Annotated in this window: 20 protein-coding genes and 2 pseudogenes; 18 read left to right on the top strand and 4 right to left on the bottom strand. The window is 68.9% G+C overall.

Annotation, left to right across the window (positions count from 1 at the left end; all coding sequences use genetic code 11):
- Positions 1-672: 672 nt before the first annotated feature.
- The 5 genes and pseudogenes from OID54_RS03685 (at position 673) to OID54_RS03665 (ending at position 5,988) form a co-directional block, all read left to right on the top strand.
- On the top strand, positions 673-1,737 hold the full coding sequence (locus OID54_RS03685; RefSeq protein WP_329013784.1) for a phytanoyl-CoA dioxygenase family protein: 1,065 nt from the start codon (positions 673-675) through the stop codon (positions 1,735-1,737).
- Positions 1,719-3,020 (top strand): annotated as a pseudogene (locus OID54_RS03680) (DUF6271 family protein); the annotation flags it as partial. The gene OID54_RS03685 and the pseudogene OID54_RS03680, both read left to right, overlap by 19 nt.
- A gap of 18 nt (positions 3,021-3,038) precedes the next feature.
- Positions 3,039-4,208: pseudogene (locus OID54_RS03675) on the top strand (type III PLP-dependent enzyme); the annotation flags it as partial.
- A gap of 24 nt (positions 4,209-4,232) precedes the next feature.
- Positions 4,233-4,793: a GNAT family N-acetyltransferase gene (locus OID54_RS03670; RefSeq protein ID WP_329027252.1), complete on the top strand. Its 561-nt coding sequence runs from the start codon at positions 4,233-4,235 to the stop codon at positions 4,791-4,793.
- 7 nt (positions 4,794-4,800) lie between these two features.
- The gene (locus OID54_RS03665; RefSeq protein WP_329013781.1) at positions 4,801-5,988 is read left to right on the top strand and encodes an MFS transporter; all 1,188 of its coding nucleotides are present in this window, start codon (positions 4,801-4,803) and stop codon (positions 5,986-5,988) included.
- 633 nt (positions 5,989-6,621) lie between these two features.
- On the opposite strand, the gene OID54_RS03660 is transcribed toward OID54_RS03665, so the two are convergent.
- Positions 6,622-7,611, bottom strand: a complete 990-nt coding sequence (locus OID54_RS03660) for a helix-turn-helix transcriptional regulator (protein WP_329013778.1) — start codon at positions 7,609-7,611, stop codon at positions 6,622-6,624.
- Between the two features lie 847 nt (positions 7,612-8,458).
- Here OID54_RS03660 and OID54_RS03655 point away from each other — a divergent pair.
- From OID54_RS03655 to OID54_RS03610, 10 genes are all read left to right on the top strand, one after another.
- On the top strand, positions 8,459-9,538 hold the full coding sequence (locus OID54_RS03655) for a glycosyltransferase family 2 protein (protein WP_329013775.1): 1,080 nt from the start codon (positions 8,459-8,461) through the stop codon (positions 9,536-9,538).
- Entirely contained in the window at positions 9,535-10,617 is a 1,083-nt protein-coding gene (locus OID54_RS03650; protein WP_329013772.1) for a lysylphosphatidylglycerol synthase domain-containing protein, read from the top strand. Before OID54_RS03655 ends, OID54_RS03650 begins: the two co-directional genes overlap by 4 nt.
- The gene (locus OID54_RS03645; RefSeq protein WP_329013769.1) at positions 10,614-12,062 is read left to right on the top strand and encodes an aspartate aminotransferase family protein; all 1,449 of its coding nucleotides are present in this window, start codon (positions 10,614-10,616) and stop codon (positions 12,060-12,062) included. The genes OID54_RS03650 and OID54_RS03645 overlap by 4 nt, the downstream gene beginning before the upstream one ends.
- Complete coding sequence (locus tag OID54_RS03640; protein ID WP_329013765.1) at positions 12,053-13,096, top strand: NAD-dependent epimerase/dehydratase family protein; 1,044 nt, start codon at positions 12,053-12,055, stop codon at positions 13,094-13,096. The genes OID54_RS03645 and OID54_RS03640 overlap by 10 nt, the downstream gene beginning before the upstream one ends.
- A gap of 19 nt (positions 13,097-13,115) precedes the next feature.
- Positions 13,116-14,111 (top strand): UbiA prenyltransferase family protein, encoded by a 996-nt coding sequence (locus tag OID54_RS03635; RefSeq protein WP_329013762.1) that lies wholly within the window; start codon positions 13,116-13,118, stop codon positions 14,109-14,111.
- Positions 14,112-14,166: 55 nt separating this feature from the next.
- Entirely contained in the window at positions 14,167-15,213 is a 1,047-nt protein-coding gene (locus OID54_RS03630; RefSeq protein WP_329013758.1) for a glycosyltransferase family 2 protein, read from the top strand.
- Positions 15,210-16,412 carry an endonuclease/exonuclease/phosphatase family protein gene (locus tag OID54_RS03625; RefSeq protein WP_329013755.1) on the top strand — a complete coding sequence of 401 codons (1,203 nt, stop codon included), beginning with the start codon at positions 15,210-15,212 and terminating at the stop codon, positions 16,410-16,412. Before OID54_RS03630 ends, OID54_RS03625 begins: the two co-directional genes overlap by 4 nt.
- Positions 16,409-17,566, top strand: a complete 1,158-nt coding sequence (locus tag OID54_RS03620) for a glycosyltransferase family 4 protein (RefSeq protein WP_329013752.1) — start codon at positions 16,409-16,411, stop codon at positions 17,564-17,566. Before OID54_RS03625 ends, OID54_RS03620 begins: the two co-directional genes overlap by 4 nt.
- Complete coding sequence (locus tag OID54_RS03615) at positions 17,563-18,579, top strand: endonuclease/exonuclease/phosphatase family protein (RefSeq protein ID WP_329013749.1); 1,017 nt, start codon at positions 17,563-17,565, stop codon at positions 18,577-18,579. The genes OID54_RS03620 and OID54_RS03615 overlap by 4 nt, the downstream gene beginning before the upstream one ends.
- A gap of 79 nt (positions 18,580-18,658) precedes the next feature.
- Positions 18,659-19,666 (top strand): aldo/keto reductase, encoded by a 1,008-nt coding sequence (locus tag OID54_RS03610; RefSeq protein WP_329013746.1) that lies wholly within the window; start codon positions 18,659-18,661, stop codon positions 19,664-19,666.
- 74 nt (positions 19,667-19,740) lie between these two features.
- Here the strand turns inward: OID54_RS03610 and OID54_RS03605 are convergent, their stop codons facing one another.
- The 3 genes from OID54_RS03605 to OID54_RS03595 all read right to left on the bottom strand — a co-directional run bounded on the left by OID54_RS03605 (position 19,741) and on the right by OID54_RS03595 (position 21,358).
- On the bottom strand, positions 19,741-19,866 hold the full coding sequence (locus tag OID54_RS03605) for a hypothetical protein (RefSeq protein WP_329013743.1): 126 nt from the start codon (positions 19,864-19,866) through the stop codon (positions 19,741-19,743).
- Positions 19,863-20,213 (bottom strand): hypothetical protein, encoded by a 351-nt coding sequence (locus tag OID54_RS03600; protein WP_329013739.1) that lies wholly within the window; start codon positions 20,211-20,213, stop codon positions 19,863-19,865. The genes OID54_RS03605 and OID54_RS03600 overlap by 4 nt, the downstream gene beginning before the upstream one ends.
- A gap of 659 nt (positions 20,214-20,872) precedes the next feature.
- Entirely contained in the window at positions 20,873-21,358 is a 486-nt protein-coding gene (locus tag OID54_RS03595) for a DUF6326 family protein (RefSeq protein ID WP_329013736.1), read from the bottom strand.
- A gap of 163 nt (positions 21,359-21,521) precedes the next feature.
- Between OID54_RS03595 and OID54_RS03590 the strand changes: the two genes are divergently transcribed.
- The 3 genes from OID54_RS03590 to OID54_RS03580 are packed head-to-tail and all read left to right on the top strand — an operon-like array spanning position 21,522 to position 23,553.
- Entirely contained in the window at positions 21,522-22,655 is a 1,134-nt protein-coding gene (locus OID54_RS03590; RefSeq protein ID WP_329013733.1) for a sensor histidine kinase, read from the top strand.
- On the top strand, positions 22,652-23,308 hold the full coding sequence (locus OID54_RS03585) for a response regulator transcription factor (RefSeq protein ID WP_329013729.1): 657 nt from the start codon (positions 22,652-22,654) through the stop codon (positions 23,306-23,308). Before OID54_RS03590 ends, OID54_RS03585 begins: the two co-directional genes overlap by 4 nt.
- Positions 23,309-23,340: 32 nt before the next feature.
- On the top strand, positions 23,341-23,553 hold the full coding sequence (locus tag OID54_RS03580; protein ID WP_329013726.1) for a hypothetical protein: 213 nt from the start codon (positions 23,341-23,343) through the stop codon (positions 23,551-23,553).
- Positions 23,554-24,180 lie beyond the last annotated feature (627 nt).

Genomic DNA, 24,180 nt, shown 5'->3' with positions numbered 1-24,180 from the left:
TTCACGTGGACCAAGACCCCCCGACCAGGCCCTCGACCGCATCTTGCCGCTACTGCTTACAGGATCTCCACACCACCGCACTATGAACCGCCCCGGGTTTGGTAGAGATCTCAGAGTTGGTTGTGGCCTGGGGTTTCGTGGATTCCATGGAGTGGTTGGCTTCGTGCTCGACGGGTGGGACGTGGTCTGTCTGACCGTGGAGTCTGCGGTGGTTGTACCAGTCGGTCCACTCGGCTGTGGCGAGCTCAAGGGCCGCTTCGGTCCGTCAGGGCGGCGAGCGGGGTGGTACGCCGATTTCAGTGGTCGCAGGGCGCCAGCAAGAGTGGTCGACGCGGCCTTCCGCTTGGGTCCTTGTTCCTGCCCGTGAAGTGCCTCTTTCGCAAGCTGAATGTGTTCCCGTCAGGTCAACTAGCTCACTTTCAGGATGCGTTGGCGCTGCGCGACGCCAGGAGAGCCGTTTGACATACAAGGTGGTCTAGTCCATTTTTGGGTGCACCCGTGCTGTAGGGGACCACCCAAAGAGACATCCGCGCTCTGTGTTCCGGAGCGCTCTGCGCCGGCCCTGTGCTCGCCCGAGCGCGTCGCCGCCAGCCACGAGCGTCGGCGAAAGCACCTCGCGCTGTCCACTCGTTCCCTGTGTCACGACTCCACCACTGAGTCTCGGAGCAACGCATGTTAACGGCTGATCCGTATCTCCACCGCGCCACCTCTGACCGCCCCTACTTCAGTGCGGACGGCGAGACCTATCTGGCGCAGACACCGCTGCGCGACATCAGGAAGAAGCGTCCGCTCCGCGTGCTGTCCGAAGAGGACTTCGCCTTCTGGCAGACCTACGGCTACGTCGTGGTGAAGCAGGCGATACCGGCGGATTCCGCCCGACGTCTGCTGGACTTCGCGTGGGACTTCCAGGGCCTGGATCCGGAACGTCCGGAGAGCTGGTATGACGAGCGGGAGTACCGCTCGGACCTCGATCAGGAACTACACATCTACGGATTCGTGGAGGCATACCACCACCAGCTTCTCTGGGAGAGCCGCCAGAGCCGCCGCGTCTACGAGGCATTCGTCGATGTGTGGGACTGCGAGGAACTCTGGGTCACGCTCGACCGGTTGAACCTCAATCCGCCCAACATCAAGAACCGTGACCGGTCTCTGATCGAATTCCGTGAGACCGGCTTCGACATCAACCTCCACTGGGACGTGGACTCCACACTGGGCGTCCCACCGCAGCGGGTCCAGGGCATTGTCGCCCTGAACGACACTGCTCCGGAACTCGGCGGCTTCCAGTGCTGCCCCGAACTCTTCCGCGACTTCGACCGGTGGAAAGCCCTCCAGCCGGCCGAGCGCGACCCGATCCGCCCCGCCATCGACAGGGCGGAACTGCCAGTGATCAGGCCCGAGTTAGGGGCCGGCGACCTGCTGATCTTCAATGGCTTCTTAGCCCACGGCGTGGCCCCCAACTACTCGCAGGACGCGGCACGCGCGGTGCAGTACCTCTCGATGATGCCCGCGCTGGACACCCATCACCTCCTGCGCCGTGAGCGGGTCGACTCCTGGCGCGACGTCTCCACGCCCACCTGGAACGGGACACTGCTGGGCGACGCGAAGCGCGCTGAGTCCCAGCGGTACGGCCGGGCCACGCTGAACGAACTCGGCAGCAAGCTCCTGGGCCTCAAGGGCTGGCGCGGAGAGCACCTCGACGAGTGCGACGGGGAGCAGATATGCACAGAATCTGCCTGACACTGCCGACCAACAGATCCTGCCCTGCGACCATCGAGGCCATCGGCGCGGAGGCGATCCACGCCGCCGACAACTTCGACGTCGAGGTGCATCTGCTGATCCTGGACTCCTGCGACACCTCCGTGTACGAGGAGCACGCCGCTGCCGTACGACGTCTTCCCGAGCACCCACGCGTTGTGCCCCACCATCTGAGCGAGGCCGACCAGAAGGACTTCCTGGAGCGGGCGATCGATCGGGCCGAGGCGCCGGAGCCCGAGTTGCTGCTCAGACTCATGCTGCCGGAGTCCCTCTCCTACGGTGCCTGCACCAACCGTGCCTTTCTGATCAGCTTCGCCCTCGGCTGCGAGTCGGTGCACCGCAGGGATTCCGACAGCCGATACCAAGTGGTCGAAGGCATCACCGTCTTCCCCATCCATCATGAACTCGCCTCGCTCGGTCGGCCGGCTGCGGATGCCGTCCGGTCCGCCTCGCTGACGAAGCTCGCCCCTGAGCTCGGAACCCGGCCGGTGAGCATGGTCGGTGGCTCGTTCATCGGCCCGCCGTCGGTGGACATCGCCGAGATCGAGGCGCTCGACCATGACGTCTACCACGACGTTGTCAGTCTGTGGGCCCCCCTCGACTGGTCACCCGCGCAGAAGCGGGAGCTGGTCGACGAGTCCTTCAAAGGGGCCGGCACCGCCACGTTCGACCGGGATCACACGACACTTTCCCTGGTCGATCCTATGCGGGTCGACATGTGCAATATCGCCTTCCACGGCGTGCACGGGCGCGTCCCCCTGCCGCCGGCCACTGACACCATCGGCAGCGACTACTTCCTGATCCACCTCGTACACGACGCCGGACTACCAGGCGTCCTACACAACCGCCACATCGTCAACTTCCACACTGCGGAGCGCCGGACCGAACTGGGCTTCCTCGCATACCAGACGCGCTTCGCCAAATTCCTCCTGTCGATGCTCTACTTCAACGTCGTCTATGACGCACTGGCCCGCGCCGGAGACACACTCCTCGATGACCAGGGGCAGGTGCGTACGGCCGCCGTCGTTGAACTGGTCCGGGGGAGTGTTGGGCTCGACCCGGCCGACAACCATGAACGCCTGCGCCGACTCGACACGGCCTACCGCAAGCTAGGCGGCCGGTACGCAGTCTTCGCCGACCACCTGTGTCCGCTTCGTGCTCGTCTCCTTGCCGAGGCGAAGCGCGACATGGAGGACTTTGCCCTCCTTACGGAGGAGTGGGAGCGGCTGGTGGGCGCGGCCCGGCGCACACCTGTGCACCGACCCGGTGGAGGAGGACCGGCGATGAGGGGGCTGTCGCCACGACTGGCGCAAGCGCTGGCGTCCGCCGACCACGATCGGATCGTGCTCGACTTGGACGGGATCGGACAGCAGTATGCGACGCTCCTCGACGAACTACCCAGCATCGACGTTCGTTTCGCCATGAAGGCATGCCCGGTGGACGAGGTCATCGCGCACCTGGCCGCCCAAGGCTGCGGAGTGGACGCGGCGAGCCTCCCGGAACTTGCCCAGGCACTACGGGCCGGAGTGCCGGTCGAGCGGGTGCACTACGGCAACACCATCAAGTCCGACCAGGACATCGCGGCGGCCCACCGCATGGGTATCACCGACTTTGCCACCGACAGCATCGCCGATGTGACAGCCGTCGCGGCTCATGCGCCCGGGGCACGGGTCTTCTGCCGGGTGGCGACGGCCGGCGGCGGAGCCCTGTGGGGGCTCAAGGATAAGTTCGGCTGCTCGCCCGAAGACGCCGTACGCCTGCTGGAGACCGCCCGGACGCTCGGCCTCACCCAGGCCGGCCTTTCGGCCCATGTCGGCTCACAACAGATGGACCCGGATGCCTGGCACTCCGCCATCGAGCGGATCGGCGATGTCTTGGGCGCCCTCGGCCGGCGCGGAATCGTGCTCGACTACGTCAATCTCGGTGGAGGGCTTCCCGCACTGGGCTACACCGACCGGCGCGGGGTACCGCTGGACCCTCCGATCGACAAGATCTTCACCGTACTGCGCGAGGGCATGGCCCAACTGCGGCGGACCCATGGCGAGCATCTGCGCTTCATCATGGAACCGGGGCGCTTCCTCGTCGCCGACCAGGGAGCCGTCCGCGGCCGGGTAGTCCGTCTGTCGGAGCGGGAGATGCCGTCTGGCGGCCGTTGGCACTGGCTCTTTCTGAGCTGCGGCAAGTTCAACGGGTTGTACGAGATGGACGCGCTCCAGTACCGCCTTGTCTTCCCCACCCATCGCGACGACGCACCCACCGTCCCCGTCGTGGTCGCCGGCCCCACCTGCGACAGCGACGATTCCTACGCGGCGGAGCACCGGCTGGTGCGGGTGCCCCGCGAACTGGCCTCCGGGGACCCGGTCTGGGTCCTGTCCACCGGGGCGTACGGGATCAGCTACATGACCAAGGGGTTCAACGGCGTTGCCCCACTGCCCTGCACGACGACGGGCGGCAGCCGACCGGAGAGGAGCGGAACCATGCGGATTCGACCCATCGCGGAGGACGACTGGGAGACCATCGTCGCCCTGGAGGCCGACGCCTATTCCGGACTCGGGCTCTGTGAGGGCCGCACCGCTCTGCGGTCACGGGCCGACGCCTCACCCGGAACCTGCTTCGTCCTGGAAGTGGATGGCGAACCGGCCGGCTACCTGCTCGCGCTCCCCTACCCGGCTGGTCGCTACCCTGACCTTGAGCAGCCGGAGGAGAGCAGCTTCAGCTCGCGCAACCTCCATCTGCACGACATCGTGATCGCTCCCGCGCACCGCCGACTGGGTCGGGCCAGCCACCTCGTGGCGCATCTGTACCGGACCGCCCGGTCCCATGGCTACGAGCAGATATCCCTTGTAGCGGTCGGCGGGAGCGAACCGTTCTGGTCGGCGCGCGGCTTCACCGTGGATCCCAGCACGGTGGCTTGCGGTACCTACCAGGCGGGCGCCGTCTATATGTCCCGGTCCATCCCGGCCGCCGAGACCCCAGCCTCCGAGCAGGCCGCCACCCCGGCACCTGCCGTTCCGTTCCCACTCCCCGAAGCGAGCTGAAGCCAAGGTGCTCCGAATCCACGATCCCTTCCTCCGCGGACAGTTGGCGACAGCCGCCCTCTTCTCCTCGCTGGGCTTCCAGTACGCCACCTGGGCCTCACGCATTCCTGCCTTGAAGTCCGACCTCGACCTGACGTCGGCGGAGGTCGGATTCCTGTTGATGGCGGCCGGCGTGGGCGCCGCCGCTTCGTTCCCCCTGGTGGCGGTCCTGATGCGCCGGCTGGGCTCCCGCCGACTGTCACTCCTGTCCACCCTCGGCCTCACCCTGATACTGCTGGCACTCGCGGTGGCGCCGAACTACGCGATCGCCCTCCTCGTGATGTGCGTGGACGGTGTTCTCGTGGGGTGTCTGAACACCGCCATGAACGCGCAGGGGGCTGCGCTGGAGACCACCTTCGAGCGCACCACCATGGCCAAGCTGCACGCCACGTTCAGCGGCGGGTCCCTGGCGGCGGCACTCCTCGCTTCCGGCATGAACGCAGCCAACTCATCGGTCATCGCACACTTCAGCGTCGCGGCACTCCTGCTCGTACTCCTCGCCGCGAGCGCGCGCACCGGACTGCTGCCCGACGAAGCCCCCGTCGAGACGGAGGGAAAGCAGGCTCGCACCGGCACCCGCTGGACACTGCCCACCGGTGTCACCCTCTGGATGTGCTGCGCGATGGCCTTCGGCACCGTGGCCGAGGGCGCCATGAACGACTGGTCCACGCTCTATATGGAGGATGTGGCACTGGCCTCGGAGCAGGTCGCGCCGTTGGGCATTGCGGTCGTCTCCGGAGCGATGGTGGTGGCCCGCCTCTTCGCCGACGGCTGGCGCAGCCGATGGGGCGACGGCAGAGTGGTTGTGTTGGGCAGTGTGGTCGCGGGCGCGGGCCTTGGCTTGGCCCTGCTGGCCGGCGGTGTGGTGCCGGCCCTGCTCGGATTCGGTGCCGTCGGCCTGGGCGTCGCCGCAGTGACCCCGTGCGTATACGTCGCTGCGGCGAAGCGCGGTTCGGACACCCTGACCCTGGTGGCCGCCATGGGCACTACGGGCCTGCTGGCCGGTCCACCGCTCATCGGCTTCGTGGCGAGCGCCAGCGATCTGGCGTGGGGCTTCGGCCTGGTCAGTGTCTGCGTCTTCGTCGTCGCGCTGTGCGGCACCCGGATCCCCTGGGAGGCTTCGGCTCCCAGGACCGCGCCGCAGAGAGCCGAGTAGGAAGCGGCCGGATGTCTTCGAGGCTGCTCTTCCAGGACATCCGGCCCACACGAGCATGGGGCCGAACCTCTGGCCCGGTGGTCATGTACGACACGTCGGCGGAGCCCTAAGAAGTGTGATCTTCGCGGGCCTTCGACCGCGAAGATCACTACCGAAACGTCAACCACTCCGCGTAGGTGATGACGACACAACGCCTTCTGGGCGCGGGTCGCACACCGAGTCGTGGGTTGTCAGCCCGCACGGCGGTCGGTGAGCAACCCGGGGCCTGATGGGTCATCACCTACGACTGACGGTCCGCCAGCCGTAGGGACGGTGTGTAGGGGGTGGGCATGGGCGGCCCGTCTCCAGGTCGGGGATGTGCTTGGCCCGCTCGCCAGGGTGCAGATGAGGGCGGGTGCCGGAGTTGCTCCCGGGGTGGGGGAGTTCTCGCGTCAGGTCGTCCGCAGCGAACCGGTGTGCCGGTGGGCGGCGTCCTGTGGGTGTGCTCCGGGGGTGCGTGGGTCGGCCCCTGGTCTTCTTCCGGACGGTTCTGCCCTGGTGCGGCGGTTTCGGCGCGTTCGCTGTTGCTCGGGACTTCCGTGCTGCGTGTGCCCGTGGTTGGTTCGACGCCGGACACTCCGCTGAGGACGGGCGTCAGATCCAGCCGTGTCGTACCGCCTCCGCACCGGTCTGGAAGCGGCTGCGGGCGGCCAGCCTCCCCGTCAGGTCGGCGTTCATTCGGCGTACCGTGCGCAGCGACACGCCGAGGCGACGCCCGACGGTGGCATCTGTGTGGCCCTTGGCGAGTAGGCGCAGGAGTTCTTTCTCCTGCGGGCTGAGGTCATGGTGGTCGCGAGGTGGGGTGGGGCCGATCGGGTTGGCCCGTCTCCAGTACTCCTCGAAGAGCAGTCGGGCGACAGTCACGGTGCCGAAGCTGCGTAACTCCAGGGCCCCGGCCCAGATGTCCCCGGGGTTGAGGGGGACTAGCGCCACCTCGCGGTCGAACAGCACCATCGGTGCCTCAAGCGATGGCAGGGTGCGGACTTCGCCACCGAGGTTGCCCAGCCAGTTGACGTAGCGCATCGTCTCAGGGGCGTTGCGGAAACTGTCCTGGTAGATGCTGCGGATTCGGACGCCACGTGCCAGTGCCCGCTGGTCGATCGCCCGGTGGGCGTCCATGTCGTCGGTGGCCTGGCCGCATCCGGGGAGCAGCGAGAGGCACTCGATGCGGGCGAGTTCGGCGAGTTCGGCGAGGCGCTCGCCCATTTCGTGGCGGCCCTCCAACCGCTTGACGACGTCGTAGCCGCGTGGCGCGTGGGCGGTGCGGTATGCGGTGAGGGTGGAGACGGCGGTCCTTGCCGCCTCTAACCCCCTTTGCTGCTTGGCCAGTTCGGCCTCCCTGCGGGAGAGGAGATAGGAGAGGCCGGCTCCAGGGTCGGTTGCTCGGAAGAGCAACTGTCCGGCCGCGTGGACCTCTGCCTGATCGAGCAGGGAGAGGTCGGCAAGGCGATCGAGGGCGTCCCGTACCTCCTGCTCGCTCAGGCCGACCCTGGCGACGATCTGGTCGAGCCTCAACTCGGGCTCGTCCAGAAAGAGCCGGTAAACCATCTCGGTCTTCGGGTCCAGCCCGAGTGCGTGAAACATCACTTGCCCAAACCTCCGGGTACGCACGTCATTTCGGTCAAGGGCGCAGGTGCGGGCGCGGGCGCAGGGTGTCGGCCGGGTCGGTCGGCCGGACCGAGCGGTTGCTGCCGGTGAACATCCTCAGGTTTGCCCATGGTATAGACCTAGAAAAGAGCGGTGGCCGGAATGGGCCGGGCAACTCGCTGCCACCCCGACGTCCGCCCAGCTCGGCGCCGACACACGTACCTGGACGACGGCGGCAGCCGAGTGCCGCGCCACTGCCTGCCACCCGTCGGGGCTAGTCGGACCCCGACGGGCCGGCCAGTATCGGCGCAAGGGCCGGTTCCGATCCGGGTCCACAGCCGAGGGGAGCAGCCACATGACGAGTTCACAGCGCGAACCGGCGGGTTGTCGGGTCCCGGTGAGAGGGCTCTCCGGGGGTGTGGGGAGCGTGCTGTTCGGGCCGTTCGCTGCGGCTTCGGGCGGGCCCCCAGTCGGGTTCTTCCGGGGCTGAGCCCCGAGCCCGCTGCCTCATGTACCTCGTAACTGCTCTGCTGACGCGTATCGGGAGCAGGGCCGAATGCTCCCCCGGGCCCTGCAAATTGGCCGAGATCATCCGATCGCACCGGCGGCCGGATGACGCCGGCCACACCGCGGCTCCCGCGCATCTGCACACCGTCGCGGGACTGGACCGCGTCCATGTTGCGCTCTTCATGGAGGCGGCCGATCCGGCCGACGCCGAAACCGCTGCTCTCGGCTTCCTCGCCGGCGTGCTCGCCGATCGTCGGAGCTCCGATGGATGGGTGCTGGCTGCGTTCGGCCGGGTGGAGTCGTCCGGTACCACCGAACCGAGAGGACAGGGAACGAAATGCCCAGGGGCCGTCCCACCGTTTCCGTGATCATCCCCAACTACAACTACGCAAAGACCCTGCCCACCGTGTTGGAGTCGGTCTACGCACAGACCCTCGCCCCGCTGGAGGTTGTGGTCGTTGACGACTGCAGTACCGACAACTCCCGTGACATCGTGCGGCAGTTCCCCTGCCTTCTGGTCGAGGCGCCGGTCAACCGGGGGGTCTCGGCGGCCAGGAACCTCGGTGTGCGGAGCAGCCGGGGCGAGATCCTGTTCTTCTTGGACTCCGACATCGCGCTTGCCCCCGATGCCCTCGCCAACGCCGTCGACCTGCTGCTGAGTGACTCGGCCACGGGTTGTGTGCACGGTATCCCCGACCCCGAACCGCTCTTCGACGACGGGCCGGTGGAGCGTTACCGCACGATGCACCAGCACTTCTGGCGGCGACGCAGTGTGGGTGTGGTCGGCACGGCGGTGTTCGAGCTGGCCGCGATGCCCCGCGCGGTGTTCGAGGAGGTCGGTCCCTTCGACGAGAACCTGCGCGACTCGGAGGATGTGGAGTACAGCGACCGGCTCGGTGCGTCGTACCAGATACGGCTGACCGAGACGGTGAGGGCCCGGCACGACGACGAGGACCGTCTGGTGTCGATGCTCTCCGAGCAGTTCCGGCGTTCACAACTGCTGGTGCCGGTGGCGGCGGTGGAGAGCAGGCGCGGCAGTGGGCTGAGAGCCAACCGGCCAACCGGGGTACTGGCCGCCGCCCTGGTGCCCGCCACACTGCCGCTCGGCTTGGCGGCGCCCTGGCTGCTCGCGGTGCCCGCGATCTTCCTGCTCCTGTTCGCGCTGTCCGACCCGCCGCTCGTCCGGTTCGTCGTCCGGCGTCGGGGTGCCGGATTCCTGCTGTGGTTTCTGCTGGCCCACTTCCTGGTGCATCTGGCGCTGGTGTCCGGTGCCCTGGTGGGGGCGGTGCGATGGTTGGTCGAACCGGGCTTCGGCCCCTCGGTCCGTCGACGTGCGGACCGTACGGGGGCCGGTGGGCCCACCGGTCGAGACCGTAGCGGCGGCGGAGACGAAAACCGGGCGGTGGCCGGCCGGTGAACGATCCCGCCCCGGCGCCGCCCCGCGCGAGCACCGACCCGGCCGGCCCGGGAGCGGGGCCCTCCGCAGCCTTACCCGCGGCCCTGCCCGACCCCGTCACCGAACAGCGCCCTTCGGTTCTCCAGCGGGTCCTCGGCTCCCGCATCCTGCGCCCGGTCGCCGTCCTGGTCCTGCTCACCGCGACAGGCTTCGCGGTCGGTGGTTCGCTCCAGGCGGCTGGCGCCGAGATCTCGGCCGCAGCGCGCCGCCCCGGAGGTGCCTTGCTCCTGCTCGCCGCCGTGTTGGCGAACACGGTGGGACTGGCGTTGTCGATGCTCTCCTGGCGGGTCCTGGTGGTGGATGGAAAGACCCAGTTGCCGATGCCAGCGGCCGCCCGGATCTTCTTCATCGGGATGATCAGCAAGTTCGTTCCCGGCCGCATCTGGGGAGTGCTGGCCCATCTCCATCTGGGCCGGGACGCCGGTGTGCCTCCCGAGCGGATGCTCTCCGGCTTCGGGCTCGGCCTGGTGATCGGTGTGGCCACCGGAGCCGGCGCCGGAATCCTGATGGCACCGGTCGTCCTCGGCGCGTACGCCTGGCTGTTCGCGCCGCTGGTGTTGCTGGCCGTCGCCGCGTTCGCCCGGCCCGGCTGGGTGAACCGGCTGGTGGCGGTGGTCCTGAGGCTGGCCAGGCGCCCGGCCGTCGAACCGGGATCACCGCAGGCCGTGCGCCGATCGATCCTGCTGGCGCTGGCCTCCTGGGCGGTGTCCGGTCTGCACCTGTGGGCTCTGGTGGTGCTGTTCGGCGCACCGGCCTGGGGCTCGCTGGCCCTGGCGGTCGGCGGGTTCTCGCTGGCCACCGTCGCGGGCAGCCTGGCGTTCGTGCTGCCCGACGGGGTCGGTGCTCGGGAGCTGGTTCTGCTGGCACCGCTGGCCGTGGTGATGCCACTGCCCGCCGCGACCGCGGCTGTGATCGCCAGCCGTCTGGTCTGTGTCTTCAGCGAGGTCGCCGCCACCGCCGCCGCTCTGCTCTGGGCCCGGCTCGCCCGTCCCGCTCCGAGCGCTTTGTCCCGTACCACCGTTCCGGAAGGGGTCCGATGACCGACGTTGCCGCATCGCTGATGAGCCTCGACGAAGCAGAGGAGTTGACCGTCCGTCAAGTCCATGAGCTGTACCGCTCCCACGTCAACCGAAGCCAGGTCGCGCTGATGACCTCTTTCGGCTTCGGCAGGGAGTTGGTCGACCATGCCGAGGGCGCCTGGATACACACCCGCGACGGCCGGCGCATCCTGGACTTCACCGGTGGTGTCGGCGTGTTGCACCACGGCCACAACCATCCGCGCATCCTGGCTGCCCGCCGCCGCTTCCAAGAGCGGCAGCGCATGGAGGTGCACAAGACCTACTTCTCGCCGTACATCGCCGCGCTGGGCCACAACCTCGCGCAACTGCTCCCCGGCGACCTCGGGATGTCCTTCTTCCCCAACTCCGGTGCGGAGGCGGTGGAAGGAGCGGTGAAACTCGCGTACAAGTACCACGCCGGGCGCCGCACCCAGATCCTGCACGCCGACATCAGCTTCCACGGCAAGCTGCTCGGCTCCGGAAGCCTGACGGGCAGCGCCCAGTCGGCCCCCTTCAAATTCCCCGGCATCCCCGGAGTCTCCACCTTCACCTACGGCGACCTGGACTCGGTGCGCGAAGCCGTAGCCCGCGCCCGCGGCGCCAAGGGCCGTTGCGATGTCTACGCGATCCTGATCGAACCCTTCTCGGCCTCCACCATGACCGAGTGCTCCGAGGCGTTCCTCCGCGGTCTGCGGGAGTTGTGCACCGCCGAGGACATCGTGTTGATCTTCGATGAGATCTACACCGGCTGGGGCAAGACCGGCAGCCTGTTCCACTTCATGCGCTACCCGGGCCTGGTGCCCGATGTGGTCACCACCTCCAAGGCGTTCGGCGGCGGAAAGTCCTCCATCTCCGCTTTCGTCGCCCGTGAGCCCGTCTTCAAACAGGCATACGACAACCTCGGCGACGCCCTGCTCCAATCCACCAGTACCACCTACTACGGCTTCGGAGAGGAGACCGCCACCGCCATCGAGGCCGTCAACATCGCGGTGGAGGACGACTATCCGGCCCGCGCCCGCGACATCGAACGGGTGCTCCTCCCGGGCCTGGAGCGGCTGCGCAAGCAGTTCCCCGACATCATCGCCGACACCCGGGGCGCCGGGGCACTGCACGGAGTGTTCCTCGACGGCGGTCCACGCATCCTCGACCTCGCCGCCAAACTCGCCCCCGGCGGACTCGCCCGCGACCCACTGCTGCGCACCAAGCTGATCACCTGCGCGGTCATCAACACGATGTACCAGGAACACGACGTGTTCCTCTACTACACACTCAACGGCCGCAGCCCGCTGGTCGTCGCCCCACCACTGGTCGCAGGACCGGCCGAGGTGGACATCTTCCTGGACGCCTTCGAACAGACCCTCGCCAAGGGCCTCACCCGACTGCTCACCTCCTTCGTCAAGGACAAGGCGGTGTCCAGATGGGCCTGAGGATCGCCGTCACCGGAGCCGCCGGCATGCTCGGCTCCCACCTGGTCGCCCGACTGGCCGCCGACGGGCACGAGGTGACCGGGCTCGATCTGCGCCCCGCCGAGAGCACACCGAAGGGCGCCCGCCACCTGCTCGCCGACATCCGCGACGGTGCCGCGCTGGCCCGCGCCTTCGACAGCGCCGACGCGTTAGTGCACTGCGCCGCCGCACTGCCCAGCTACCCCGTCGACCAGATCCGATCCATCACCGTGGACGGCACCCGTAGTGTCCTCACCGCCGCCGAACAGGCCCGGATCCCGCGCGTGGTGCACATCTCATCCACCGCCGTCTACGGGTTACCCAAGCGGGTACCCACGCCAGAGGAGCATCCGCGCGAGCCCGTCGACGCGTACAGCAGCGCCAAGGCCGAGGCCGAGACGGTCTGCGAGGAGTTCCGCGCCCGAGGGATGTGCCTGCCGGTGCTGCGGCCGAAGACCTTTGTCGGACCCGGCCGGATGGGCCTCTTCTCGATGCTCTTCGAATGGGCCGACGAGCGGCGGAACTTCCCCGTGCTCGGGCGCGGTGATGTCCGCATCCAGATGTTCGGCATGGCCGACCTGGTGGACGCGGTGGTGCTCGCACTGGAGGCACCACCCCACATCGCCAACGACGTATTCAACGTCGGCGCAGCCGAGTTCGGCACCATCCGCGAGGACTTCCAAGCTGTCCTGGACGCCGCAGGCCACGGCAAGCGGATCATCTCGCTGCCCGCAGGCCCGGCCCTCGCCGTACTGCGGGGCCTGGAGCGCACCCGGCTCTCACCGGTGTACGGCCGGCTGCTCTACAAACTGCTCGACGACAGCTACGTGGACATCAGCCGTGCCCGCGAGCGGCTCGGCTTCCAGCCGCAGCAGTCCAACCGCGACGCCATCTTGCGCACCTACGAGTGGTGGCGCACCCTGCCGCCCACCCGCGCCGCCACCGCTGCCAACGGCCGGACCAGCCGCGACCCCTGGCGACAGGGAGCGCTCGGACTGGCCAAGGTCTTCTTCTAAGCCCCCTGGAGCCCCAGCCGTGGAGAGACCTGCCGTGGACATCCCGCAGACCTCCGCCGCGCCCCTGCGCGTGGCGGCCCCACCCACCCTCGTCACCCCTCCCACGCCCCAGACAGCACCCGCCCGACCGCGCCGGCGACGGCTCGCAGACCTGCTGGCCCTGGTCCGCCCCGGACAGTGGGTGAAGAACCTGGCCGTCGTGCCCCTCGCACTGCTCGACCCCCGCCACTGGACGCTCGGTAGTGCCGGCCGGATTCTCTGGGCGCTCGCCGTCTTCACCCTCGCCTCCGCGATCGTCTACGTGGTCAATGACCTCGCCGACCGCGACCGCGACCGTCTGCACCCCACCAAACGGCACCGTCCGCTCGCGGCCGGCCGGATCGGTACCCGCGGAGCGCTCGCCCTGGCCGCCGTACTGGCCGGCGCTCTGGCCGCAGCCGTGTTGGTGCGCCCCTTCGCCGAATGGTGGCCGGTCGCCGTCTACCTGCTGATCAGCCTCGGCTACAGCCAGGGGCTCAAACACGTGCCCCTGCTGGACGCGTTCATCGTGGCCACCGGTTTCGTCCTACGTCTCGCCCAGGGCTGCGTCGCCCTCGGCAGGCCGGTGCCCGACTGGCTTGCCATCTGCGTCTTCTCGTTCTGCCTCCTGCTCTCGTTGGGCAAGCGGCGGCACGAACTCACCGCAGCCGGGCTGGGCCACCGCCCCGCGCTGCGCGGCTACACGGTCGCCTTCGTCGACCACCTGATCGTCCTGATCGCCGGGCTGACCGCCATCTCCTATCTGCTCTTCCTCCGCGAGGACCCGGTATTCGCCGGGGCATCCCACACCACGGCCCTGCTCTCCGCCCTCTGCGCGATCTTCGGTCTGGCCCGCTACCTCCAGGTCCTGCTGGTCGAGCAGGGCGGCGGCAACCCCGTCCGCATCCTGCTGCGCGATCGAGCCACCCTGCTCAACTCCGCGCTGTGGGCCGCACTCATCGGCACCGCGCTGCTCCTGGAGGCATCCCCGGCCTGAGTGCCGGCCGCCTGCCGTACGCCCATGCCCGCCCGCCCGAAAGGCACGGCCCGACATGACCCGCCCCACCACAAACCCCCTGGTCTCGGTCGTCATCCCAAACTACAACTACGGCCGTGCCCTGGAACTCTGTCTGCGCGCCGCCCAGGCCCAGACCTACCGGCCGCTGGAGATCCTCCTCGTGGACGACTGCAGTACCGACGACTCGGTGGCCGTCGCGCAGTCCCTCGGCGTACGGGTCGTCAGTACCGGGGTCAACAGCGGAGTCGCCGTAACCCGCAACACCGGCGCTGCCCACGCCGCCGGCGAGATCGTGGTTTTCGTCGACTCCGACGTCGCCATGGAACCGGACGCCGTTGCCAATGCCGTGGCCATGCTCCGGGCCAACCCGCGCATCGGTGCGGTCTGCGGGACCTACGACGCAGAACCACTGATCCGCGACAGCCTCATTGAGGAGTACCGCTGTCTGCACCAGTACTACTGGCTCGCCGAGCACGAAGGCAGGATCGGCACCCTGCACACCGCCATCTGCGCGATGCCAGCCGCAGTCTTCGCCGAGATCGGACCGTTCAACCCCAAGCTGCGCCACACCGAGGACGGCGACTACGCCGCCCGGATCTGCTGCCGCTACGAGGTACACAGCTCCACCACCGTGCGCGGACGCCACGACCACGACGACACCTGGCGGGTGGTGCTGCGCAAGGTCTTCCACCGCACTCGGCTGCACATCCCGCTCTACGTCCGCCGACGAGACCTACCCGGTGGCATCGCCACCGGACCGCGCGCCGGAGCCAGCGTCGCAGCGCTGCTGGCCCTGGCCACCGTGCCCATCGGACTCCTCGGCACCACCTGGCTCCTGCTGCCGGCCGGGCTGGCCCTGGGCTCGGCTCTCGCCGACAGCCATCTCTACGCCTTCGTACTGCGGCGCCGAGGCTACGGATTCACCGCCTACTTCGCCCTGGCGCACTTCATCGTCAACGCCGCCATCGCACTCGGCGCCGGCATTGGTGTGGTGCAGTGGCTCACCTCCGGGCGTTTTCGGCGACTGTACGAGCCGCCGCTACCGAAGGGTGCCGCGCGGCCTGCCGGGGCGCCGTCGTGAGTGCACCAGCCGATGTCGGCAGACCGGCGCCCGAACCCGGCCCGTTGTCCGCACCGGCCATCGCACCGCTCACCGCACACCCCGCCGCCCCGTCACGCCGGACCCGGGTCGCCACCACCCTCCTGTTCGCACTCGCCGCACTCTGGGCGCTGAACACCGTGCTGCGTACCGTGTTCAGCGGTCGGTGGTGGCTCTGGAACGGCATCGACCTCGCACCGCCGCTCGCCTACCTCGCCCTACCCCTCATCCTCCTGATACCCGCCGCCCTGCTCCGCAGGCGCCGCCGCCCTACCCTGCTGCTGCTCGTCCTCGCCTTGGTACTGGGCGCCGGACAGGCAGGCATCCACCCCGGCGCCCTCCTGCGCGACCGACCCCCGGTGCCCACCGACGCGCTGCGCGTGGTCAGTTGGAACACCTTCTTCTGGCACCAGGACAGCGACCCCGAACGCTTCTACACCTACCTCCGCGGATACGAAGCCGACGTCTACCTGCTCCAGGAGTACCAGAACGCGCGCGGCGACCGTCCCGTCCCGATCAACGACCTCGCCCGGATCAAGGCCGCCTTCCCCGGCTACCGGATCGCGACCGAGGGAGGGTTCATCACCCTCTCCCGCCATCCCGTCACACTGACCCGTGCGCTGCGCCCGGCCGGGCTGCCCGCCCCCGACACCGACTGGCCCGACTACTGGGACGTCCGAGCGCTGCGCACCGATGTCCGCATCGGCGGACGCACCCTGTCCCTCTACAACACCCATCTGCCCGACCTGCTCAACGTCGACCGCAACCCGCTGACCCCTGCCTACTACCACGCGGTCGGCGAGCACGCCCATCGCCGCCTGCTCCACCTGCGCGAACTCCGTGCTGATCTGGATGCCAACACTCACCCGGTGGTGCTCGGCGGCGATCTCAACGTGCTGCCGGGCAGCGAAGACCTGCGCTGGTTCCGGGGCCTGCGTGACACCGCCGAATCCGGCACCGACCCCTACCCGGCGACCTTCCCCGCCGGTCCCGCCGCCCTGTGGCGGCTCGACTGGACCTTCGCCTCCCCGGGCATCGATATCCACCGCCAATCGCTGGACGACCCGCCAGCGGGGCTCTCCACCCACCGTCTGATCCAGCTCCGACTCTCCCTGCCGCCACCGTCCGCCCAGGCGGACAACGGCCGCCCGGCACCGGAAGACCCGAAGGCCCAGCCATGATCACTGTTCGGACTTCGCGCCCCTACCGCTACGACCTGACCGTTGTCCTCACCTACTACCTGCCGTACACCAGCGGGCTGACCGAGGTCGCCCGGACGGTCGCGGATGGGCTGGCGGCACGTGGCCGGCGCGTCGCGGTCGTCGCATCCCAACACGACCCGTCCTCGCCCGTACGGGAGTGCGTCAACGGGGTGGACGTGTTCCGTGCTCCCGTCGCCGCCCGGATCGGGCGAGGGGTGCTCAGCCCCGGCTTCCTCCCTCTGGCCGCCCGGCTGGCCCGCGCCTCCCGGGTGGTCAACATCCACCTGCCGATGCTGGAGGCGGGCCCGCTGGCCCTCCTGACGGGGCGTACCCCGGTGGTCGCCACCCACCACGACGACGTCTGGTTGCCACCAGGTCGCTTCGCCGGACTCCAAGTCCCGGTCGTGGACGCCTCGGTGGCCACCGCGCTGCGTCGCTCCGCGGCCGTCGTGGTCAACAACGTCGACCACGCCGAGCACTCCCGCCACTGGCCGCTCATGCGCGATCGGCTCGCGGTGATCGCCCCGCCCTGCCGGGAGCGGGGGCCGGCCATCGCCTCCTTCCGGGAAGGGCCGGGCCCGCACTTCGGGTTCCTCGGACGGATCGCCCCCGAAAAGGGCCTGCACCACCTAGTCGACGCCTTCCGCACCATCGAGGACCCCGACGCCCGGCTGTTGATCGCGGGGGACTACTCCAAGGTCGCCGGCGGCAGCGTGGTCGGTGCGTTGCGCGCGCGCTCCGCGGACGATCCACGGATTCGCTTCACCGGATTTCTCGCCGAGCACCGCATAGCCGAGTTCTACGCATCGTTGGACGTCTTCGCGCTGCCGTCGGTGGCCGAGGAGTCCTTCGGCATCTCGCAGACCGAGGCGATGATGATGGGCGTCCCCTCGGTCGCCAGCGACGCTCCCGGCATGCGGGTACCGATCACCAGCACCGGCTTCGGTCGGCTCTTCCCGCCCGGTGACCCCGGCGCCCTCGCCGCAGCCCTGCTGGAGGCCGCCGCCCTGTCACCGCAGCAGCGGACCGAGGGCGGTCGGGCCACCCGGGCCCGGTACGGCACCGACGGCTGCCTGGACAGCTACGACGCGCTCCTGAGGAAGCTTGGTGTCACCGGCCGGGTGACTGCATGACGATCGGCCCGCTCGCCCTCGGGGCAGCCGCCCTGTGGACCGGCTACCTCCTGGCCGACCAGCTGCTCAGCGGGCGGTGGTGGGGCTGGCTACTGCCCTCGCTGGCCCCGCCGCCACTCTTCGTGGCCGTGCCCGTCCTCCTCGGCGCGCTCGGCCTCGGAGCCGGTGGGCCAGCGGGCCTGGCCGCCGCCGCACTGGCCGCCGGAGCCCTGATCACGGGTGCGGGCCGCAGCGGGCTACAACGGCCCCGGCTGCGGCGAGGGCCCGCCCCGCCCGAGGGCGCGCTGAGACTGGTCTCCTGGAACACCCAGCACTGGTGCCAGCGAACCGACCCGGAGCTGTTCTACCCCTACCTGCGGCAACTCGACGCCGATGTCTATCTGTTGCAGGAGTACCACCACGACCAATTCGACGGCACCTACACGCTCATCGACGAGGAGGACCTGCTCCGCGCCACCTTCCCCGAGTACGGGATCGTCACCGCCCGGGGGCTGGTCACCATGTCCCGGCTGCCGGTGGTCGACGTCGTGGAGACCGCCGCCCGACGCACCCTACGAGTCGACCTGCGGCTGCCGGACGGGGGAGTGTTCACCACCTTCAACGTGCACATCCCCGTTCAGTTGTGGCTGATCAGCCCGCTGCGGGTCGAGTTCTACCGGGCGGTGCGCACCCGGGCCGCCGACCGTGAGCGCGAGTACCGGGGACTGACAACGGATGTCGCCGACTGTCCGCACCCGGCCCTGATCGCCGGCGACTTCAACACGACTCCGGCCATGGGGGAAGCCCGCAAGATCGCTCAACTCGGCCGGGACACCGTGCATATGACAGGCCAGCTGTATCCTGCATCGTGGCGGCTGCGCCCCGGCGTGCAGTGGTGGCGGCTGGACTGGGTACTGACCACACCTGGTGCGCGGGTACACACCTACCGGTTCCGCGACCCTGGGGACCTGTCCGACCACCGTGTGCAGGAGGTGACCGTCACCCTGGACGGTGCATTCCGGCCGTCTCGCTGATCCGGCCCCGTCCGCGAGGGCCTTTGGGTGCCGCCGACCAGCATTGCACCGCAGCAACGAACTACCGAGAGGACTGACGATGCGTCACCGCTTCCTGGGATCGACCGGCCTGGCGGTCAGCGAACTCTGCCTGGGCACCATGACGTTCGGGCGCGAGAGCGCCGAACCGGAGTCCCACGCCATCCTGGACCGCTTCACCGAGGCGGGCGGCAACTTCATCGACACCGCCGACATCTACTCGGCAGGCGCCTCTGAGGAGATCCTCGGCCGGTGGCTCAAGCAGCGCCGCCGTGATGACCTGGTGATAGCCACCAAGGTCCGGTACGGCACCGGAGACAGCCCCAACGATCGGGGCCTGGGCCGCAACCACCTGATCGCCGGGGTGGAGGCCAGCCTCCGCAGGCTCGGCACCGACCACATCGACCTGTACCAGGTGCACGCGTGGGACCCCGCCACTCCGTTGGAGGAGACGCTCTCCACCCTGGACACCCTGGTGAAGTCCGGCAAGGTCCGCTACCTGGGGGCCAGCAACTTCACCGGTTGGCAACTCCAGAAGGCCCTGGACCTCAGCCGCCAGCACGGCTGGGAGCGATTCGTCGCCCTCCAGCCGCTGTACAACCTGCTGGACCGTTCCACCGAGTGGGAACTGATCGAGGTCGCCCGCCACGAAGGTCTCGGAGTCATCCCGTGGAGCCCGCTGCGGGGCGGCTGGCTCAGCGGCTCGATCCGGCGCGGCGCCACCGCCCCGCCCGTCGGCAGCCGAGTGGAGACCGCCGAACGGCTCGGCTGGGGTGAGTCCTGGAGCGCCTACCAGGACGAGCGCACCTGGCGCGTCCTGGATGCCCTGTTCGATGTGTCCGACCGCGTCGGGCTGACCCCCGCACAGGTCGCCGTCGCCTGGCTCGGCGGCCGCCCCACCGTCACCGCCCCCATCGTCGGAGCCCGCACCCTCGACCAACTCGACAACCTGCTCGGGGCAGCAGGTGTCGACCTCGACCCGGCCGATGCTGCCCTCCTCACCGAGGCCGGCGACCAGACCCTCCCGTACCCGTACAGCGTCATTGCCACCAACCCGGCCGAGCGCTGACGGGGCCCGCTTCTCTGACGGTCGGCAGGTACCGTGCCCACACCCGGGACGGCGCCACGATCAAGGGCCTTCATCTACGCCCGTTCGCCCAGTACGGCGCGGTTGTGCGCGGTCTCGCCGCCATCGAGCGCGAGACCGCAGCCTGGAGCGCGGGCCGGGTCGGCCACCGTCACCTCGGCGAGCGGCAAGTGGGGACTCATCGAACGATGCAGATGCCTGGCAGCGGTGACGCCTCTTCGCCTTCCGCGGTGAGGGCTTCTCGCGCCGACTGCCGGGCGCGTCCCCACCCGGCGTCGGTGCACAATGCCTCCCTCGTCCACCGATCCACGTCGGTGTCCTGGGACATCTCGCTGAAGACCTCGTCGATCATCTGCAGCATGGGCAGCACATGACGACTGAGCTGCTCCTCATCGACCAGTCGCCCAACGAGGCGGAAGGCATCATCGAAACCCAAGGCGATCTCGTCCGGCGGCACGTCGTACTTGTCCAGCCAAGCCAACTGATCCGAAGCAGGCGCCGCGACCACGAGAACCGCTTCGATCAGCATGCGACGACGCGCTGAAAGACCGGGACTCTCCACAAAGGCATCGTTCCACGACTCCGGTCGAGCCGAGCGACCAGCCTGATGCGCCGTGGACCTCCCGTGCGCTGCCAGAAGATGGCACACGGCAGCTTGATCTCGTGCTGCTGCACCACTCGCTCCCGTTCGCACCCTCACGCTGGAAGGAAATACGAGGATGGCTCGGCCCAGGGCGTCCGCAGACTGTGACGCTGCCCGGCCCAGGACACACCGACGAAGCCATGATTGATCACGAGTCACGGCACTACCAGGAGAACCGGGATCTTTTCCACGAGCAACTCCACGCCGAGACCCTGTCCATGACCGGCAGCGCCGCGGTTCGCAATGGCTGAGGCATTCGGGACAGTTCCAATACCCGACTCCACCATTGCACCGCCCCGACGGGGCCCAGGCCAAGTTCCTTCTGCGGCGGGTGCCCGTGGCGCGGACGAGACGTTGCCGCGCTTGGGGTCGGTGTCGACGATGCGGTGGGCCTGTGTTGCGCATCCGATGGCCTGACCTGCCGGTAGGGGCCTTGGAAGGCCCCTACGCGACGTCCCAGTGGTCGTTCGTGCCCCATCGCCAGGAGACCCACACCGCGGCACCGAGGCAGATGGCTTCGAACAGGACGGGGACTGCTCTTGGGTTCACGCTTGCTGCTGGGCGCGAGTGGTTTCACGGCCCGGGCTGGTCGCCATGGTCGCCGACGGGGTGGTGCTGGGCCAGGTCCAGGCGTACCGCAGGATGAGGGCGAGAACGACCACTTCCAGCGCGACGCCAAGGCCGTAGAAGTACGTCCAGGACTCGCCCACCGCGTTGAATGCCGCGAAGGGGATCTGTATCGAGGCCACGATGAGGTTCGTGATGCGGTTCGCCCGGGCGGGCAGCGTCATCGACAGGACGACCATGAGGATCGGGATCGCCATGAGCGCGAGGAAGGTGGTCAACAACGTCTGGCTGATGTCGAACTCCCAGACGACGCCGACCAGGATGTCATCGATGACGCCGGGCTTGAACAAGGCGAGAATGTCCACGTAGACGTACAGGAACATGAAGCTTGTCCACGCTGCGGCGAGCTTGGCTCTCACCGAGATCCGCTGGTCGTCCAGTGTGGTGGGTTGATGTGTCCTCATGATGGGCTCCGTTGTTGTAGTGAGGGTCGGTAGGTCCACGATCGCTGGGCCCCGCGGGCGGGCACATCGGCGTCGAGGCCGGACCCGGCTCGGCCGTTGGGAGGAGCGGCATCTCGTTCTTTCGGTCGGTCCCCGACGCCTCGGCGGTCCCTAAGCTAGGTGTGTGACTACCAACGCACTGTGGGCCGAGCCCCGCGCCACGGACGCTCCCGAACGGGTGGCGCGCGACTGGGTGCTGGTCGGGGTGCTGATGGTGACGGCGCTGCTTGAGGGAGTCCTCCGGGACGACGTCGCCTGGCGGCCGTTCGCGACGATCGTGGCGGTCGGACTTGCGCCGGTGCTGCTGTGGCGGCGTACCCACCCGTTGGTCTGCGTTGTGGTGGGCTTCGGCACCGGCATGGCGTTGGGACTGGCGAGCCTGCTGGGCGGGATCCCGGGCGTGGGCCTGAACACGATGATCTACCTCCTGGTGCTCGTCTACGCGCTGGTCCGCTGGGGCTCAGGGCGCGAGATCGTGATCGGGCTGGCGGTGGTCGCGGTCGCTGCGGTGTTCAGCAGTGCGACCGACTACACCGGGCCGGCCGAGCTCTTCGGCGGGTTCGCCGTCTTGGCGGCGGCGGCAGCAGGCGGAGCGGCGTTCCGCTACCGCGCCGAGAGTTGGCGCCGGGCGTTGGACCAGATCCGCAGCCAGGAGCGGATCGGCCTCGCGCGCGAGCTGCACGACATGGTCGCCCACCACATCTCGGCGATCGCTGTGCAGGCGCAGGCGGGCCGGGCGATGGCCGGGCAGCGACCTGAAGCGGCGCTCGATGCGCTGGCGGTCATCGAAGGGGAAGCGTCGCGGACGCTCGCGGAGATGCGGGCGATGGTCCGGGTGCTGCGCGCCGGCGCGCCGGCGGAGTACGCCCCCCAGCCCGGCGTTGCCGACCTGGTGTCCCTCGCTCGCCGCGACCCGGTCCCGGTCGTCGATGTAGAGTTGCCAGATGACCTGGGCGAGCTTCCGCTCCAGGTCGACACGGCGGTCTACCGGCTGGCGCAAGAGGCGCTGACCAACGCCCTGCGGCACGCCCGCAACGCCTCGCGTGTGGAGATCCGGGTCGTAGAGGGCGCGGGAAGGTTGCGACTACGCGTGACCGACGACGGACAGATCGACCCGGCACGGTCGGTGAACCACGGCTTCGGGCTGCTGGGGATGACCGAACGCGTGCAACTGCTCGGCGGCACACTGCGGGCCGGGCCTGCGCCTGAAGGCGGGTGGACGGTCGACGCCGAACTGCCGACGAAGGTGCGCCGATGACGGTGCGCGTTCTGGTGGCCGACGACCAAGATCTGGTGCGCACCGGCCTGTCGATGATCCTTGACGCGCAGCCCGACATCGAGGTCGTCGGCCAGGCCGCCGACGGCCACGCCACCGTCGAGCTGGCGCATCGGCTCCGCCCCGACGTGTGCCTGGTCGACATCCAGATGCCCGGGCTCAACGGCATCGAGGTGACCGAGCTCCTCGCAGGGCGGGGCGTCCCAGACCCGATCGCGGTAGTGGTGATCACGACATTCGACCTCGACGAGTACGTCCACGGCGCGCTCCGGGCCGGCGCCCGAGGCTTTCTGCTGAAGGACGCCGGGCCACAGCTGCTCGTCCAGGCCGTCCATGCCGCCGCCGTCGGCGATGCCCTGATCGCGCCGAACATCACCCGGCGGCTGCTAGCCACCCTCGCCGCCAGGGAACCGTCGAGCCGACGGACCCAACCGATCGAGCCGCTCACCGAACGCGAGGAGGAGGTACTGACGCTGGTCGCCCGTGGCCGCACGAACGCCGAGATCGCCGCCGAGCTCTTCATCGGCTTGACGACCGCCAAAACCCACGTCGCCAGCCTGCTGACCAAAATCGGCGCCCGAAACAGGGTCGAGATCGCGATGTGGGCGTACGACACCGGCCGAGTGGGGGACTGAACCGAACCTGACGTGCATGCTAGCCCGTTCGGGTGAACGGCGCGTCGCCCCGAAACGCCACCCATCTCAACAACGCCCGCACGCTCGACCCCCACGCCGTGAGCCACCGCGACGCCCACGACCTCATCCGCCAACTCGCCAATGGAGCCGCTCGGCAGTTCGAGCCCCGACCTCCTGCCGCGCCCGACCCGTCACCACGCCAGGGCACACCCGCCCACCCCTCGCCCGCTCCCCTCTGCCGCTGATCCGATACGTCACGCCGGCCTCGCCGCGTACCCGTCCGACAACGAGTGGACCGAGGTTCGTGCTGGCCTTTGCGGACCTTAGCCTGAGCCGGTGGCGTTCCAGGCGGCAGTGACACAACCTTCCTCCCAGTGCCACCATCCCTGGCCCTCGCTGTGTTCCAGAAGCTTTCGGATCCGACGGTGTTTTCTGAGCTGGTGAGACGGTCCAGCCGTCTCAGAACTGCACGATCCGGCTGATCGTGCTGAAGGACGAAGGCTCAGCCGCCGCCCGGCAAAGCAGCTGAACGTCGTGTCCTGGAGCAGCGCCGGACATCTCCGCGATCGCAGCGGGGGCGGCAGTGCCTGGACGACGGGTGGGAAGCGACCGAGTATCTCCATCAGCTTCGGCAGCCCGTCCGGTCGAGGAAGCCGGACGTGGATGAACACCTGCTGCCTCACGCTCGCCGTCCCGCTCCTGCGACCATCCCTGCCAGCGCCGATAGGCGCGGCGATGGTTCTGCTCCTGCTGGTCTACCAGACCATGGCGGGTCAGGATCCGCTGAACGGTCGAGCGGCTGGGCGCAGGCCCAGCCCGCGCTGTCCGAGCTCGTGGGCGATGCGACGGGCGCCCCATCGCGGATACGAACG

The organism is Streptomyces sp. NBC_00690, from assembly GCF_036226685.1.
Classification (GTDB): domain Bacteria; phylum Actinomycetota; class Actinomycetes; order Streptomycetales; family Streptomycetaceae; genus Streptomyces.
This window is presented reverse-complemented; position numbering and strand designations above follow the sequence as displayed.

Coding starts and splice junctions, on each gene's coding strand:
- OID54_RS03685 (WP_329013784.1), top strand. CDS start 673: ATGTTAACGGCTGATCCGTATCTCCACCGCGCCACCTCTGACCGCCCC.
- OID54_RS03670 (WP_329027252.1), top strand. CDS start 4,233: ATGCGGATTCGACCCATCGCGGAGGACGACTGGGAGACCATCGTCGCC.
- OID54_RS03660 (WP_329013778.1), bottom strand. CDS start 7,611: ATGTTTCACGCACTCGGGCTGGACCCGAAGACCGAGATGGTTTACCGG.
- OID54_RS03655 (WP_329013775.1), top strand. CDS start 8,459: ATGCCCAGGGGCCGTCCCACCGTTTCCGTGATCATCCCCAACTACAAC.
- OID54_RS03645 (WP_329013769.1), top strand. CDS start 10,614: ATGACCGACGTTGCCGCATCGCTGATGAGCCTCGACGAAGCAGAGGAG.
- OID54_RS03640 (WP_329013765.1), top strand. CDS start 12,053: ATGGGCCTGAGGATCGCCGTCACCGGAGCCGCCGGCATGCTCGGCTCC.
- OID54_RS03630 (WP_329013758.1), top strand. CDS start 14,167: ATGACCCGCCCCACCACAAACCCCCTGGTCTCGGTCGTCATCCCAAAC.
- OID54_RS03620 (WP_329013752.1), top strand. CDS start 16,409: ATGATCACTGTTCGGACTTCGCGCCCCTACCGCTACGACCTGACCGTT.
- OID54_RS03615 (WP_329013749.1), top strand. CDS start 17,563: ATGACGATCGGCCCGCTCGCCCTCGGGGCAGCCGCCCTGTGGACCGGC.
- OID54_RS03610 (WP_329013746.1), top strand. CDS start 18,659: ATGCGTCACCGCTTCCTGGGATCGACCGGCCTGGCGGTCAGCGAACTC.
- OID54_RS03605 (WP_329013743.1), bottom strand. CDS start 19,866: ATGAGTCCCCACTTGCCGCTCGCCGAGGTGACGGTGGCCGACCCGGCC.
- OID54_RS03600 (WP_329013739.1), bottom strand. CDS start 20,213: ATGCTGATCGAAGCGGTTCTCGTGGTCGCGGCGCCTGCTTCGGATCAG.
- OID54_RS03595 (WP_329013736.1), bottom strand. CDS start 21,358: ATGAGGACACATCAACCCACCACACTGGACGACCAGCGGATCTCGGTG.
- OID54_RS03585 (WP_329013729.1), top strand. CDS start 22,652: ATGACGGTGCGCGTTCTGGTGGCCGACGACCAAGATCTGGTGCGCACC.